This is a genomic window from Citrobacter sp. Cpo071 (genome assembly GCF_030332765.1).
Lineage (GTDB): Bacteria > Pseudomonadota > Gammaproteobacteria > Enterobacterales > Enterobacteriaceae > Citrobacter > Citrobacter portucalensis.
The window spans coordinates 202,531-217,552 of sequence record NZ_JAOWHE010000085.1; the positions used below are offsets into that span (position 1 = coordinate 202,531).

The window sequence follows — 15,022 nt, forward strand, 5'->3', positions numbered from 1 at the left end:
TATGCAACGTCTTACCGCGATCGCACCGCCAGAGGTGCACACCGTTTGGGGGCTGTTAAGTGCGATTTCCGATCCGGAAGTGCCGGTGCTGACCATCACCGATCTCGGCATGGTACGCAGCGTTGAGCGCTGCGGCGACGGCTGGGTAATCGGCTTTACGCCGACGTACTCCGGCTGCCCGGCCACCGAGCATCTACTGGGTGAAATTCGCATGGTGATGGCGGAGCACGGCTATACGCCAGTACATATCGTCCTGCAGCTTGACCCACCGTGGACCACTGACTGGATGAGCCCGGACGCCCGCGAACGCCTGCGCCAATATGGTATCAGCCCGCCGCAGGCCCACGCCTGTCATGCCGAAATGCCAACTGACGTACAGTGCCCGCGCTGCGCCAGCACCCATACCTCGCTGATTAGCGAATTCGGATCCACGGCCTGTAAAGCGTTGTATCGCTGCGACAGTTGCCGTGAACCCTTTGATTACTTTAAATGTATTTGAGGTTGCGATGACAACATTTCATTCGCTTACCGTGGCCAACGTCGAAGCGGAAACGCGCGATGCGGTGACCATCACTTTCACCATTCCCGACGCGCTGCGTAATGCCTACGCCTTCCGACCGGGCCAGCATTTGACGCTGAAAGCTCACCTCGGTGGAGAAGAGCTGCGTCGGTGTTACTCCATTTGTCGCAGCCGCTCGCCGTCGGAAATTAGTGTCGCGGTTAAAGCTATCGACGGTGGGCGTTTCTCCCGCTATGCCCAGCAGGATATCCAGCAGGGTATGGCGCTGGAGGTGATGGTGCCGCAAGGGCACTTCGGCTACCAGCCGCAGGCCGAGCGCGAAGCCGAATATCTGGCGATTGCCGCCGGGTCCGGCATTACGCCGATGATGGCGATTATTGAAGCGACGCTGACGACCGAACCGGCCAGCCAGTTCACCCTGATCTACGGCAACCGCAGCAGCCACAGCATGATGTTCCGTCAGGCGCTGGCCGATCTGAAAAACCGCTATCCGCAGCGTTTACAGGTGGTGCACCTGTTCAGTCAGGAGTCGATGGACAGCGATCTGCTACAGGGTCGTATCGACGGCGACAAACTGCGTGCGCTGGGCAAAAACCTGCTCGATTTCAGCCGCTTTGACGACGCCTTTATCTGTGGCCCATCGGCAATGATGGATGAAGCCGAAGTGGCACTGCGCGAACTGGGCATAGCGGAAAAATCTATTCACCTTGAGCGTTTCAATACGCCGGGGACCAGCGTGAAACGCGCCACCGGCGTGCAGGCGGAAGGCCGCACGGTCACCCTTCGTCAGGATGGGCGCGATCGCCTGATTTCACTGAATGCGGAAGATGACAGCATTCTCGACGCCGCGCTGCGCCAGGGCGCTGACCTGCCGTTCGCCTGTAAAGGCGGCGTGTGCGCCACCTGCAAATGCAAGGTGGTCAGCGGCGAGGTAGCGATGGCCGCCAACTATAGCCTTGAAGCCGATGAACTGGCGGCGGGCTATGTGCTGAGCTGCCAGGCGCTGCCAACCAGCGGTGACGTAGTGGTCGACTTCGATGCGCGGGGGATGGCATGAGCGAACTGCTGATTTCCCGTCACGACCGTGTACTGCAACTGACTCTGAACCGTCCGCAGGCGCGTAACGCCCTGAACAATGCGCTGCTAACGCAGATTGCTGACGCGCTGGAAAGCGCGGCGGCGGACGCCAGCATCAGCGTTTGCGTGATTAGCGGCAACACGCGCTATTTCGCCGCCGGGGCCGATCTCAACGAAATGGCGGAAAAAGATCTGCCCGCCACTTTCGACGATGTTCGTCCTCGCCTGTGGGCACGTATTGATGCCTTCAACAAGCCGCTGATCGCGGTGGTTAACGGTTACGCGCTGGGAGCCGGGTGCGAGCTGGCTCTTCTGTGCGACCTGGTGATTGCCGGGGATAACGCGCGCTTCGGCCTACCGGAAATTACTCTCGGCACCATGCCAGGGGCGGGCGGTACGCAGCGGCTTATCCGTTGTGTTGGTAAAGCGCTGGCCAGCCGAATGGTGCTGAGCGGTGAAAGTATTGATGCCGAACGAGCGCAACAGGCCGGGCTGGTGAGTGACATTCACCCGGCGAACCTCTCCGATGAATACGCGCTCAAGCTGGCGGCGACCATCGCCCGTCACTCACCGCTGGCGCTGCGGGCGGCAAAACAGTCTCTACGCGCTGCGCAAGAAGTGGGTCTCCAGGCCGGTCTGGTGCAGGAACGTCAGCTGTTTACGCTGCTGAGCGGCACCGAAGATCGTCGTGAAGGCGTCAGCGCCTTTTTAGAAAAACGCACACCGGAATTTAAAGGACGCTAATCGTGGACGCATTTATTCTCAGCGAAGTGGAGCAGGGCGTGATGACTATCACCCTGAACCGCCCGGACCGACTCAACAGCTTTAACGACGTGATGCACCAGCAGCTTGCCGATTGCCTGAAACAGGCCGAGCGCGACGACACCATTCGTTGCCTGCTGATCACCGGCGCCGGACGCGGATTTTGCGCCGGACAGGATCTGAACGACCGTAACGTTGACCCGAGCGGCCCCGCGCCGGATCTGGGCATGTCGGTGGAACGCTTCTATAACCCGCTGGTGCGCCGCTTAGCCGCGCTGCCGAAGCCGGTTATCTGTGCCGTCAACGGCGTTGCCGCTGGTGCCGGTGCCACGCTGGCCTTGGGCTGCGACATCGTCCTCGCCGCGCGCTCGGCGAAGTTTGTCATGGCCTTCAGCAAGCTCGGTCTGGTGCCGGACTGCGGCGGAAGTTGGGTGCTGCCGCGCGTAGCCGGTCGCGCTCGCGCCGTCGGCTTGCTGATGCTTGGCGATAACCTCAGCGCCGAACAGGCCGCGCTGTGGGGCATGATCTGGCAAGTGGTCGACGATGCCGAGTTGAAAGATGCCGCGTTGACCATGGCGCGCCATTTCGCGACGCAGCCGACCTATGGCCTGGGGCTGATTAAGAAAGCCTTGCAGCTTTCCGAAACCAACACGCTGGATCAGCAGCTTGAGCTTGAACGCGACTACCAGCGCATGGCCGGTCGCAGCGACGACTACCGCGAAGGGGTCAGCGCCTTCCTCGCCAAACGTCCACCACAGTTCAGCGGGAAATAAGCCATGACGCAAACTCTTCATCGCGTTGCCGTGATCGGCGGCGGAACAATGGGTGCAGGTATTGCCGAGGTGGCTGCCAGCGCCGGACATTCGGTCCTGCTGTATGACATTTCCGCTGAGGCGATTACTCGCGCCATTGAGGGTATTCGCCAGCGACTCGACGTTCGTGTTGGTCGTGGAAAAATCAGTGCGGAACAGGCCAGTGAGCTGCTGGCACGGATCGCCCCCGCGACTGAACTGAATCAGCTTGCCGATGCACAACTGGTGATTGAAGCCGCGTCCGAGCGGCTGGAAATTAAAAAAGCGCTGTTTAGTCAGTTGGCGGAGATCTGTTTGCCGTCAACGCTGCTAACCAGTAATACTTCGTCGATCTCAATTACCGCAATTGCGGCGGGAGTGAAGCATCCGGAACGTGTGGCGGGGCTGCATTTCTTTAACCCGGCACCGGTGATGAAACTGGTGGAAGTGGTGAGCGGGCTTGCCACCTCAACCGAGGTAGTCGAGCAGCTTTGCCAGTGCGTAATCGCCTGGGGCAAGCAGCCGGTGCGCTGCCGCTCAACGCCAGGCTTTATCGTTAACCGCGTGGCCCGTCCGTACTACGCCGAAGCCTGGCGTGCACTGGAAGAACAGGTTGCGTCAGCGGAAGTGATTGATGCCGCACTGCGCGACGGCGGCGGGTTCCCGATGGGACCGCTGGCGCTGACCGACTTGATTGGCCAGGACGTCAACTTTGCCGTGACCTGTTCGGTGTTTAACGCCTTCTGGCAGGACCGCCGTTTTCTACCGTCTTTGCTGCAACAGGAGCTCGCTCTGGCGGGGCGTCTGGGCAAGAAGAGCGGTCACGGCGTCTATCGCTGGCCTGCTGAAGTATCGCCTGAACTGGCTGTTGCAGCGGTAGCGCCTGAAAATGCAGCAAAAAATATCAAGCGTGACGTTGTCACTGAACTGGATGATGTGCTGCTCCTTGAAACTACCGGTGAAACCGCGCTGGCCTTAAGCGTGCAGCACCAGCGCCCGGTGGTGGTGTATGACCATGCTGCGGGCGACACCGTCGTGCTGGCAAGCGCACCAACCAATCCGGATTCAGCCACCGACAAAGCAGTGTACTACTTCCAGCAGCAGGGCAAAAAAGTGCTGCGTATTGCCGACTATCCAGGGCTGCTGGTATGGCGCACGGTAGCGATGCTGGCGAACGAAGCGCTGGATGCGCTGCAAAAAGGAGTCGCCAGCGCCGAGGATATCGATACCGCCATGTGTTTGGGGGTCAACTACCCGCACGGGCCGCTGGCCTGGGGTGAATCGCTCGGCTGGGGACGTGTGCTTCGTCTGCTGGAAAATCTACAACAGCACTATGGCGAAGAACGCTATCGCCCGAGTGCGCTGCTGCGCCAGAAAGCGCTGATGGAGATGCGTCATGAGTAATGAAGCCTGGCGCAACGCCCGCGCCATGTATGTGAAAGACACCTGCGCGCAGGCGCTGGGGATTGAAATTATTGAGATGGACGACGGTTATTCGCAGATGACCATGACCGTGTCGCCATCGCAGCTGAATGGACATCAGACCTGTCACGGCGGGCAACTGTTCTCGCTGGCGGATACCGCCTTTGCTTACGCCTGCAACAGTCAGGGACTGGCAGCAGTAGCCTCAGCGGCCAGTATCGACTTTCTGCGTCCGGCTTTTGCAGGTGACAAACTGACCGCCACCGCGCGGGTTAAGCAGCAAGGCAAACTCACTGGCGTTTACGACATTGAAATTGTCAATCAGCAACACAAAACCGTGGCTCTGTTTCGCGGCAAATCCCACCGCATCGGTGGCACGATTACAGGAGAAGTCTAATGCGTGACGCATTTATTTGTGACGGTATTCGTACCCCGATTGGTCGCTACGGCGGGGCGCTGGCAGGCGTGCGTGCCGACGATCTGGCGGCCATCCCGTTGCGTGAATTACTCAACCGCAACCCACGCCTGGATCCCCGCGCTATTGACGATGTGATCTTCGGTTGCGCCAACCAGGCGGGCGAGGATAACCGCAACGTGGCGCATATGGCGACCTTGCTGGCGGGGTATCCGCACAGCGTTGCCGGCACGACCATCAACCGTCTGTGCGGCTCCGGGCTTGATGCGATCGGCTTCGCTGCTCGCACGATCAAAGCCGGTGATGCCGACCTGCTGATCGCTGGTGGTGTTGAGTCAATGTCACGCGCGCCGTTTGTAATGGGCAAAGCGACCGTGCCGTTTCAGCGTCAGGCAGAAATGTTTGATACCACCATTGGCTGGCGTTTTGTGAACCCGCTCATGCAGCAACAATTCGGAACTGACAGCATGCCGGAAACGGCGGAGAATGTAGCTGAATTGTTAAATATAAGCCGAGAGGACCAGGACGCCTTTGCGTATCGCAGCCAGCAGCGCACGGCGAAAGCCCAGCGTGACGGCATTCTGGCGCAGGAAATTGTGCCGGTACAAATCATTGGCAAGAAAGGGGCAGTTAGCGCAGTACGTGAAGATGAACATCCGCGTGCAGAAACCACGCTGGAGCAACTCGCACAACTGAAAACACCGTTTCGTAAGAACGGCGTGGTCACCGCAGGCAATGCCTCTGGGGTGAACGACGGGGCGGCAGCGCTGATTATCGCAAGCCAGCAGCAGGCCGCAGCGCAGGGTTTAACGCCGCGTGCGCGTATTGTCGCTATGGCGACCGCGGGCGTGGAGCCGAAGTATATGGGGCTTGGCCCCGTTCCGGCAGTGCGTAAAGTGCTGGAGCGCGCAGGGCTGAATATTAACGATATGGACGTGATTGAGCTGAATGAAGCCTTTGCCGCCCAGGCGTTGGGTGTGATGAGACAGCTTGGACTGGCAGATGACGCAGAACACGTGAATCCCAATGGGGGGGCTATCGCTTTAGGTCACCCGCTGGGGATGAGCGGTGTGCGGCTAGCGCTGGCCGCAACGCTGGAGCTGGAACGACGCAATGGACGTTATGCGCTGTGTACGATGTGTATTGGCGTGGGTCAGGGCATTGCCATGATCCTTGAGCGAGTGTGAGCTAATTGACCTGCGAGTGCCCTACAAAATGACAACGACAACAACAAAATTAGATCCGATTGAAACCGCATCGCGTGACGAATTACAGGCTTTGCAAACCGAGCGCCTGAAATGGACGTTAAAACACGCCTATGAAAATGTCCCGATGTACCGCCGTAAGTTCGACGCGGCGGGGGTTCACCCGGATGATTTCCGTGAGCTGAGCGATCTGAGCAAGTTTCCCTGCACCACCAAGCAGGACCTGCGTGACAACTATCCCTTCGACACCTTCGCGGTACCGATGGAGCAGGTGGTGCGTATCCATGCATCATCCGGCACCACGGGTAAACCGACAGTGGTGGGCTATACGCAAAATGATATCGATACCTGGGCTAACATCGTCGCCCGCTCGCTGCGTGCCGCAGGCGGTACCGCGAAAGATAAAATCCACGTCGCTTATGGCTATGGCCTTTTCACCGGCGGACTGGGCGCGCACTACGGCGCGGAACGCCTGGGGGCAACGGTTATCCCGATGTCCGGCGGTCAAACCGAGAAACAGGCGCAGCTGATTCGCGATTTCAAACCTGACATGATTATGGTTACGCCATCCTACTGTCTGAACCTGATTGAAGAGCTGGAGCGCCAGATGGGCGGTGACGCGCGGGGTTGTTCGCTGCGTACCGGTGTCTTTGGCGCAGAGCCGTGGACAACGGGGATGCGCGCGGAGATCGAACGTCGCCTGGGTATTACGGCGCTGGATATTTATGGCCTCTCGGAAGTGATGGGGCCGGGCGTGGCGATGGAGTGCATCGAAACGGGTGATGGTCCGACAATATGGGAGGATCATTTCTTCCCGGAAGTGGTCAATCCGGATGACGGTACGCCACTGGCCGACGGCGAGCACGGCGAACTGCTGTTCACCACGCTGACGAAAGAAGCGCTACCGGTCATTCGTTATCGTACCCGCGACCTGACGCGCCTGCTGCCGGGTACCGCACGCACGATGCGTCGTATGGATCGCATTAGCGGGCGCAGCGACGATATGCTGATTATTCGCGGCGTCAACGTCTTCCCATCGCAGGTGGAAGAAGAGATCCTCAAGATTGAACATCTGGCTCCGCATTACCAGTTGGAAGTGGATCGCCGAGGACATCTTGATTCGCTTTCGGTACGCGTGGAGCTTAAAGAGAGTAGCCTGGTGCTAAGCCATGAGCAGCGCTGCCAGATTTGCCATCATTTGCGTCATCGTATTAAGTCGATGGTCGGTATTTCAACGGACGTAAGCATTGTTAACTGCGGCAGCATCCCGCGCTCAGAAGGAAAGGCGTGTCGGGTGTTCGACCTGCGCAAAGTTGCCGCCAACGGTTAAGACTCGTAGGCCTGATAAGCGCAGCGCCATCAGGCGAGAGCGCACAAGTTACCGGATGGCGGCGTTGCCTTATCCGGCCTACAAATTCCTGCCATATCGCGGAAATTATCCTGTGCTATGATTCAAAAAGGACAAAAAAGACAACAGTATGAATCATATGGAAAAACTCGATAGTTTTATTCAGCAGGCGGTAACCGCAATGCCGGTCAGCGGCACCTCTCTTATCGCCTCGCTTTACGGGGACTGTTTATCGCAACGCGGTGGAGAAGTCTGGCTCGGTAGCGTTGCCGCGCTGCTGGAAGGGCTTGGCTTCGGTGAACGTTTTGTACGTACCGCGCTGTTTCGCCTTAATAAAGAAGAATGGCTGGACGTAGTACGTATCGGCCGCCGCAGTTTCTACCGCCTGAGTGATAAAGGGCTACGCTTGACGCGCCGCGCCGAGAGCAAAATCTACCGTGCCAGCGCCCCTGAGTGGGACGGTACCTGGCTGCTGCTGCTGTCGGAGGGGCTGGAGAAAAATACCCTGGCCGAAGTTAAAAAGCAGCTGTTATGGCAAGGTTTTGGCGTACTGGCGCCGAGTCTGCTGGCGTCGCCATCGCAAAAGCTGGCGGACGTACAGTCGCTGCTCCATGAAGCTGGGGTAGCGGAAAACGTCATCGTTTTTGAGGCGCATTCGCCGTTGGCACTCTCCCGCGCTGCGCTGCGTGAGCGGGTAGAAGGGTGCTGGCACTTAACCGAACAAAATGCCATGTACGAGGCGTTTATCACGCTGTTCCGTCCGTTGTTACCGCTACTGCGTGACGCCGGGCCGGACGAACTTACGCCAGAGCGCTGCTTCCAGATCCGCCTGTTGCTCATTCACTTCTATCGTCGGGTTGTGCTCAAAGATCCGCTGTTGCCGGAAGAATTGTTGCCTGCTCACTGGCTGGGTCAGACGGCGCGTCAGCTGTGCATTAATATTTATCAACGTGTTGCGCCCGGCGCCCAGGTTTTCGTCAGCGAAAAAGGCGAGAGCTCGGTGGGGGAACTGCCCGCGCCGGGTCCGCTCTATTATCAACGCTTCGGTGGATTAGCCGAGGTGTAACAGGAGAAGCCATGCCGATTTACCAGATTGACGGGATGATCCCGGTAGTTCCTGCAGAAAGCTATGTTCACCCAACCGCAGTGCTGATTGGCGATGTCATTCTCGGCAAAGGTGTTTATGTTGGTCCCAACGCCAGCCTGCGCGGAGATTTTGGGCGTATCGTGGTTAAAGATGGGGCGAATATCCAGGATAACTGCGTGATGCACGGATTTCCCGGCCAGGATACGGTAGTGGAAGAGGATGGACATATCGGCCACGGGGCGATTCTGCACGGCTGTGTGATTGGGCGTAACGCGCTGATCGGCATGAGCGCGGTGATTATCGATGGCGCGACCATCGGTGAAAACAGTATCGTTGGTGCTTCGGCGTTTGTGAAAGCGCGCGCTGAGATGCCCGCCAACCATCTGATTGTCGGCAGCCCGGCGAAAGCGATTCGCATGTTAACTGAGCAGGAACTGGTGTGGAAAAAACAGGGTACTCGCGAGTATCAGGTGCTGGTGGGGCGCTGTCAGCAGACGCTTGCAGAAGTGGAGCCGCTGACTGCGGTAGAACCCGACAGAAAGCGGCTGGAGTTTGATGAGAATTTGCAACCTAAGTCAGCGAGTTAGCGATTCTACGCAATACCCGGTGTCAGAACTGATAGCTGGCGGTAACGCTGACGTTACGCGGCTCACCATAAACGATAGAACCGTCGATATTCGTGTCGTAGGTTTTATCGAACAGGTTATTAAGGTTACCCTGCACTGAGAAGTTTTTTGTTACCTGGTAGCGGGTGAACAAATCTACCAGGGCGTAGCTTCCTTGTTCCGCGCGGAATGTGCCATAAGGCGTGACCGTATCGCTGTAAACACGATTCTGCCAGTTAACTCCACCGCCGACGGTCAGTTCCGGCATGGCTGGCAGGCGATAACGGGTAAACAGTTTGACCGTGGTCCGCGGCAGATTCGGGTTTACTGCATTGCCTTCGTTGTCTTCAGCAACATAGCGTGTCGCACCAAACGTCATCTGCCAGTTATCGGTGATCGCACCGTTAATCTCGAATTCGACCCCTTTGCTGACCGTACCATCCATCGCTTTAAAGGCTGTGTCGCCATTGCTACCGGCGATTGGCACGCCGGTTGATTGCGCTACGTTATCCTGTTCAATGCGGAACACCGCGAGCGTGGTGGTTAAACGGCTGTTCATCCAGTCGGACTTCAGACCAAGCTCATAGTTGTTGCCGGTGATCGGAGAGAGATATTTACCGGAACTGTCGCGCTTGTTCTGCGGCTGGAAGATTGAGGTATAGCTGGCGTAGGTAGACCAGTTATCGTCAATGTCATAGACCAGACCCGCATACGGCGTGGTGTGGTTTTGCTCCATGCTGTAGGTCAGGGTGTCGATACGCCAGTTGGTGTAACGTGCGCCAACAATCAAATGCAGTGGGTCGGCCAGCGAAATACGCGTTGCGGCGTACAGCGATTTCATGTGCGTGGTATCGTCCTGAGCCAATGACTGCGGGTTCCAGTTGGTTTCAGGGAAGTTACCATCATAGGTATAGAAGCTGCCGATTTCGTTGGGGAAAACGTTCGCCCACGAGCTTTCATAACGGTTATTCTGTTTACTGTAGCTGCCGCCCAGCATCAGATTATGCTGACGACCAAACAGATCGTAACCGCCGTCGGCAAATAGATCGACAGCATCCACTTTACGTTTGCCGCTGTTCCAGCCGGTTCCTCCGACGTAGTCATATCCCGGACCATAGTTGCCATATGGGCCAATCAGCGTGCCGTCGGCCTTGTTAACATAGGCATCGACGTACATCATTTTACTGTCGAACTTGACCTCGGAGTGGGTGGCGTTCATGGTCGCCTGCCAGGTATCGGCAAAACGTTGTTTGATGGTGACAAACACTTTGTTGAAGTCTTTATCGTTGTAAGCCCAGTCCGGCGCAGTGCTACGCGAGCGGTCGTAGCTGTTTTTACTGCCATCGGTATTCCAGCGCGGCAATCCACCCCAGGTTGGGCTGTTGATATCAATGCGCTGATATTCATAGCCCGCAGACAGGCTGGTGGTGTCACCCAAATCGGCATCGACAATCCCGGAGAAGAACATTTTTTCGCTATTGTAGCGATCAAGCCAGGAGTCGTTATTCTGGTAACCCGCCACGATGCGGCCGCGCACGTTGCCGTCTGCTGTAAGCGGGCTTTGCAGATCGGTCACATAGCGTTGTTTGTTCCAACTGCCATATTCCGCTGAAACATTACCGGTGAACTCGCGGCTGGTGGCATGCTTACGGATCATGTTAATGGAGGCTGAAGGGTTACCCGTCCCGGTCATTAGCCCGTTTGCGCCACGGACCACTTCGACACGCTCAAAAAGGGCGGTGTCAGAAAGGGCGTCACCGAGATTCCAGCGGGATTCAAAATAGGTCGGGATCCCATCGACCATATAGTTATCAATCTGAAATCCGCGCGAGTAATAGCTGCTGCGATCTGAATCCGCCTGGCTTTTGCTTATCCCCAACGTGTTGTCCATCACATCGCCCAGCGTTTGCAATTGCTGATCTTCCATGCGTTGCTGGCTGACAATGCTGACCGATTGCGGAATATCGCGCTGTGTCATTTGCATTTTTGTGCCAGCTGTCGTCGATTTAACGCTGTAATCCTGCTCCTCACTGGATGCGGATGGAGCAGAACCCTCCACGATCACTGTCTCTTCTGCAGGGGCTGCGAGGCTGGTGGAAGGTAAAAGGGCTAGCGTGACGCATGCTGCCAGCAAAGAAGGGGCAAGCCCCGGTTGGCGTTGAACATTCCCGTTGAGTGTTGTGAAAGACATCGAAAAGTCCTTGATAATTATTAATATTAAGTTCGAATCACCGGTAGCGTGATGAACCCTTTGGTTGTAAATTATTAAGTGCGCATGTAAATACAAATGCGAAATATACGCATTAACATTCAATGTGTAAACAGATGCTACGCGATAAATGAAATATTGTTTCAGTACTATGCTTAAGCGATAGCGATGGGAAATGGTTATAAGAACAGCAGCGGCAAAGGATTTTGCTTAAATAATCGAGGGTTAAAGTTGAAAGAGCGTGAGTAACTCGCTCATACTCTATACTCGCAGAGTTACCCGGCGTAGCATGACAAAACGCTTGGGCTGATAATGAAAAAGGAAAACGTCGTGGCAGAAGAAACTATATTCAGCAAAATTATTCGTCGTGAGATTCCGTCGGATATCGTATACCAGGACGAACTGGTCACTGCGTTTCGTGATATTTCCCCTCAGGCACCAACGCATATCCTGATCATTCCTAACATTCTGATCCCCACTGTCAATGATGTGACGGCGGAACATGAACAGGCATTGGGCCGCATGATCACCGTTGCGGCGAAAATTGCTGAGCAGGAAGGCATTGCTGCAGATGGGTACCGCTTAATCATGAACACCAACCGCCACGGGGGGCAGGAGGTGTATCACATTCATATGCACCTGCTGGGCGGACGTGCGCTTGGCCCAATGCTTGCGCATAAAGGTCTGTAAGCATGACCAGAGGATGCATTGCGCTTTCACTGGGCTTGTTGTTGCTGGCGGGTTGTCGAACACATCCTGAAATCCCGGTAAGTGATGAACAGTCGCTGGTGATGGAATCAACAATTCTGGCGGCGGGTATTACAGCAGAGCAGCCCACGTTAACAACGTCTGATATTCAGGCTTCGGCATCCTCTCGACTCTATAACGAAAGACAAGAACCCGTTACCGTTCATTATCGGTTTTACTGGTATGACGCCAGAGGGCTGGAAATGCACCCTCTGGAAGCGCCACGCAGTGTGACTATTCCGGCTCATTCGTCGGTGACGCTGTACGGCAGCGCCAATTTTCTGGGGGCGCACAAGGTTAGACTTTATCTTTATTTGTAAGGGGTGAATCTTGATGAACAAAATGAATCGCTACGCACTGATTGCCGCGCTGGCGATGTTTCTCTCTGGCTGTGTGGCGCAACGTGAGCCCGCGCCGGTAGAGGAAGTGAAGCCGGTACCGGAACAGCCTGCGCAGCCGCAACAGCCGGTGCCGGTTGTGCCAACGGTGCCAAGCATACCGCAGCAGCCTGGCCCAATTGAGCATGAAGACCAAACGGCGCAGCCTACGCCACGTCAACGTCACTATGACTGGAACGGGGCTATGCAGCCGATGGTCGGTAAAATGCTGCAGGCAGACGGCGTCAAAGCGGGCGGCGTTCTGCTGGTTGATAGCGTGAATAACCGCACCAACGGCTCGTTGAACGCGGGTGAAGCCACCGAAACCTTACGTAACGCGCTGGCGAATAACGGTAAGTTTACGCTGATTTCTGCCCAACAGCTGGCTGTCGCCAAACAGCAGTTAGGTCTGTCGCCGAATGACAGTCTGGGAACGCGCAGTAAAGCGATTGGTATCGCCCGTAACGTTGGCGCGCAGTATGTGCTTTATTCCAGCGCATCCGGCAACGTCAATTCGCCTGCGCTGCAAATGCAATTAATGCTGGTACAAACTGGCGAGATAATCTGGTCAGGTAAAGGTGCCGTTCAGCAACAATAACAGACTCACGCGCGGCGAAGTGTTGTCGCGCTATTTCCCGCAGTATCATCCCGTCGCAACCAGCCAAACCGGCCTGAGCGGCGGGAGCTGCATCATTGAACACTGTTCCCACCGACTGGTACTGCGCTGCCATCACGACCCTGACGCGCCGGAATCTCATTTCTTACGCCAATATCATGCGCTAAAACACCTGCCAGAAAGCCTTGCGCCACGTCCTCATTTTTATACGCGTGGGTGGATGGCAGTCGAGTTTTTTCACGGTAAGGTAGAATCCAGATTACCGGACGCCGACGAACTCGCAGGCTTACTGTATCATCTGCACCAGCAACCCCGATTGGGCTGGCGAATCAGCCTGCTTCCGCTACTTGAACAGTACTGGCAGTGTGGCGATCCGGCGCGTCGTACACCATGCTGGCTGCGCGCGCTGAAGCGGCTAAGGAAACGAGGTGAACCTCGACCTTTGCGCCTGGGGCCGCTGCATATGGATGTTCACGGTGACAACATCGTACGTACGGCATCAGGGCTGCGGCTGATTGACTGGGAATACGCCGGAGACGGTGATATTGCCCTGGAGCTGGCGGCAGTATGGGTTAGCGATGAATCCCAGCACCAACAGTTGGTTAGCACCTACGCCCAACGAGCGCACATTGAGCCAGACGTTTTGTGGCGACAGGTCAGACAATGGCAACCCTGGATAATGATGCTGAAGGCGGGGTGGTTTGAGTATCGCTGGCGGCAAACCGGCGATCGACAATTTATCAGGCTGGCCGATGAAACCTGGCGGCAGCTAACAATGAAAGGATAAGGAGAGCAGTGTGGGCCCAGTAATGTTGGATGTCGAAGGGTATGAGCTGGACGCTGAAGAGCGTGAGATTCTGGCACATCCGCTGGTAGGTGGGTTGATCCTCTTTACCCGAAATTATCATGACCCGGAACAGCTGCGTGAATTAGTGCGTCAGATCCGGGCTGCGTCACGTAACCATCTGGTGGTGGCGGTAGATCAAGAAGGCGGACGCGTACAGCGTTTTCGTGAGGGCTTTACCCGCCTGCCTGCGGCTCAATCCTTTGCTGCGTTGCACGGTCTGGAAGAGGGCGGCAAACTGGCTCAGGACGCAGGGTGGTTGATGGCCAGCGAAATGATCGCGATGGACATTGATATCAGCTTTGCACCCGTGCTGGATGTGGGCCATATCAGCGCGGCAATCGGCGAGCGTTCTTACCATGCCGATCCGCTAAAAGCGCTGGCGATGGCGACCCGCTTCATTGACGGGATGCATGCTGCTGGCATGAAAACGACCGGTAAACATTTCCCAGGACATGGGGCGGTGACGGCGGATTCACACAAAGAAACCCCAACCGATCCACGCCCAGAAGCCGAGATTCGTGCGAAAGATATGTCCGTGTTCCAGACGTTGATTACGGAAAACAAACTGGATGCCATTATGCCTGCGCATGTCATCTACAGTGATGTCGATCCGCGTCCGGCGAGTGGCTCACCTCACTGGTTGAAAACGGTGCTACGTCAGGAACTTGGCTTCGATGGTGTCATTTTCTCCGACGATTTGTCGATGGAAGGGGCGGCGATTATGGGAAGCTATGCGGAGCGTGGACAGGCCTCGCTGGATGCAGGTTGCGATATGATCCTGGTCTGCAATAATCGTAAGGGAGCGGTCAGTGTGTTAGATAATCTGTCGCCGATCAATGCAGAACGTGTTACACGTTTGTATCATAAAGGTTCATTTTCACGTCAGGAACTGATGGACTCGGCACGCTGGAAGACGGTAAGCGCTCAGCTTAACCAACTTCATGAGCGCTGGCAGGAAGAGAAAGCAGGTCATTAACGCAAGTTTGGCGAGGAT

At 56.4% G+C, this 15,022-nt stretch carries 16 protein-coding genes; 15 read left to right on the forward strand and 1 reads right to left on the reverse strand.

The genetic code is table 11. The annotated features are described in order from the left end of the window. The first annotated feature begins 1 nt into the window (after position 1). From paaD to paaY, 10 genes are all read left to right on the forward strand, one after another. Positions 2-499: a 1,2-phenylacetyl-CoA epoxidase subunit PaaD gene (gene paaD, locus OGY09_RS18090; RefSeq protein ID WP_032943004.1), complete on the forward strand. Its 498-nt coding sequence runs from the start codon at positions 2-4 to the stop codon at positions 497-499. A 7-nt stretch (positions 500-506) separates the two neighbouring features. Beyond that, positions 507-1,577 carry a 1,2-phenylacetyl-CoA epoxidase subunit PaaE gene (gene paaE / locus OGY09_RS18095; protein ID WP_275399029.1) on the forward strand — a complete coding sequence of 357 codons (1,071 nt, stop codon included), beginning with the start codon at positions 507-509 and terminating at the stop codon, positions 1,575-1,577. Next, positions 1,574-2,341, forward strand: a complete 768-nt coding sequence (gene paaF, locus OGY09_RS18100) for a 2,3-dehydroadipyl-CoA hydratase PaaF (RefSeq protein ID WP_032943007.1) — start codon at positions 1,574-1,576, stop codon at positions 2,339-2,341. Before paaE ends, paaF begins: the two co-directional genes overlap by 4 nt. 2 nt (positions 2,342-2,343) lie before the next feature. Further along, the gene (gene paaG, locus OGY09_RS18105; protein WP_032943009.1) at positions 2,344-3,132 is read left to right on the forward strand and encodes a 2-(1,2-epoxy-1,2-dihydrophenyl)acetyl-CoA isomerase PaaG; all 789 of its coding nucleotides are present in this window, start codon (positions 2,344-2,346) and stop codon (positions 3,130-3,132) included. Between the two features lie 3 nt (positions 3,133-3,135). Beyond that, the gene (paaH, locus tag OGY09_RS18110) at positions 3,136-4,554 is read left to right on the forward strand and encodes a 3-hydroxyacyl-CoA dehydrogenase PaaH (protein WP_032943010.1); all 1,419 of its coding nucleotides are present in this window, start codon (positions 3,136-3,138) and stop codon (positions 4,552-4,554) included. Then, positions 4,547-4,969 (forward strand): hydroxyphenylacetyl-CoA thioesterase PaaI, encoded by a 423-nt coding sequence (paaI, locus tag OGY09_RS18115; protein ID WP_003832239.1) that lies wholly within the window; start codon positions 4,547-4,549, stop codon positions 4,967-4,969. Before paaH ends, paaI begins: the two co-directional genes overlap by 8 nt. After that, positions 4,969-6,174, forward strand: coding sequence for a 3-oxoadipyl-CoA thiolase (pcaF, locus tag OGY09_RS18120; protein ID WP_032943011.1), 1,206 nt, complete (start codon positions 4,969-4,971; stop codon positions 6,172-6,174). Before paaI ends, pcaF begins: the two co-directional genes overlap by 1 nt. 28 nt (positions 6,175-6,202) lie before the next feature. Further along, positions 6,203-7,522, forward strand: coding sequence for a phenylacetate--CoA ligase PaaK (paaK, locus tag OGY09_RS18125; RefSeq protein WP_003832244.1), 1,320 nt, complete (start codon positions 6,203-6,205; stop codon positions 7,520-7,522). 157 nt (positions 7,523-7,679) lie between these two features. Further along, positions 7,680-8,606: a phenylacetic acid degradation operon negative regulatory protein PaaX gene (gene paaX, locus OGY09_RS18130; protein ID WP_020996484.1), complete on the forward strand. Its 927-nt coding sequence runs from the start codon at positions 7,680-7,682 to the stop codon at positions 8,604-8,606. Between the two features lie 11 nt (positions 8,607-8,617). After that, on the forward strand, positions 8,618-9,214 hold the full coding sequence (gene paaY, locus OGY09_RS18135) for a phenylacetic acid degradation protein PaaY (protein WP_032943013.1): 597 nt from the start codon (positions 8,618-8,620) through the stop codon (positions 9,212-9,214). Positions 9,215-9,236: 22 nt separating this feature from the next. Here the strand turns inward: paaY and fhuE are convergent, their stop codons facing one another. Then, on the reverse strand, positions 9,237-11,423 hold the full coding sequence (gene fhuE, locus OGY09_RS18140; RefSeq protein WP_032943015.1) for a ferric-rhodotorulic acid/ferric-coprogen receptor FhuE: 2,187 nt from the start codon (positions 11,421-11,423) through the stop codon (positions 9,237-9,239). Between the two features lie 348 nt (positions 11,424-11,771). On the opposite strand from fhuE, the gene hinT reads away from it, so the two are divergent. The 5 genes from hinT to nagZ are packed head-to-tail and all read left to right on the forward strand — an operon-like array spanning position 11,772 to position 15,004. After that, entirely contained in the window at positions 11,772-12,131 is a 360-nt protein-coding gene (gene hinT / locus OGY09_RS18145) for a purine nucleoside phosphoramidase (protein WP_003030826.1), read from the forward strand. 2 nt (positions 12,132-12,133) lie between these two features. Next, positions 12,134-12,508: a YcfL family putative periplasmic lipoprotein gene (locus tag OGY09_RS18150; protein WP_008784425.1), complete on the forward strand. Its 375-nt coding sequence runs from the start codon at positions 12,134-12,136 to the stop codon at positions 12,506-12,508. 13 nt (positions 12,509-12,521) lie between these two features. Beyond that, positions 12,522-13,163, forward strand: coding sequence for a penicillin-binding protein activator LpoB (lpoB, locus tag OGY09_RS18155; protein WP_008784426.1), 642 nt, complete (start codon positions 12,522-12,524; stop codon positions 13,161-13,163). After that, positions 13,144-13,968: a thiamine kinase gene (gene thiK, locus OGY09_RS18160; RefSeq protein ID WP_032943017.1), complete on the forward strand. Its 825-nt coding sequence runs from the start codon at positions 13,144-13,146 to the stop codon at positions 13,966-13,968. The genes lpoB and thiK overlap by 20 nt, the downstream gene beginning before the upstream one ends. Before the next feature lie 10 nt (positions 13,969-13,978). After that, complete coding sequence (nagZ, locus tag OGY09_RS18165) at positions 13,979-15,004, forward strand: beta-N-acetylhexosaminidase (RefSeq protein ID WP_032943019.1); 1,026 nt, start codon at positions 13,979-13,981, stop codon at positions 15,002-15,004. Positions 15,005-15,022: the final 18 nt, after the last annotated feature.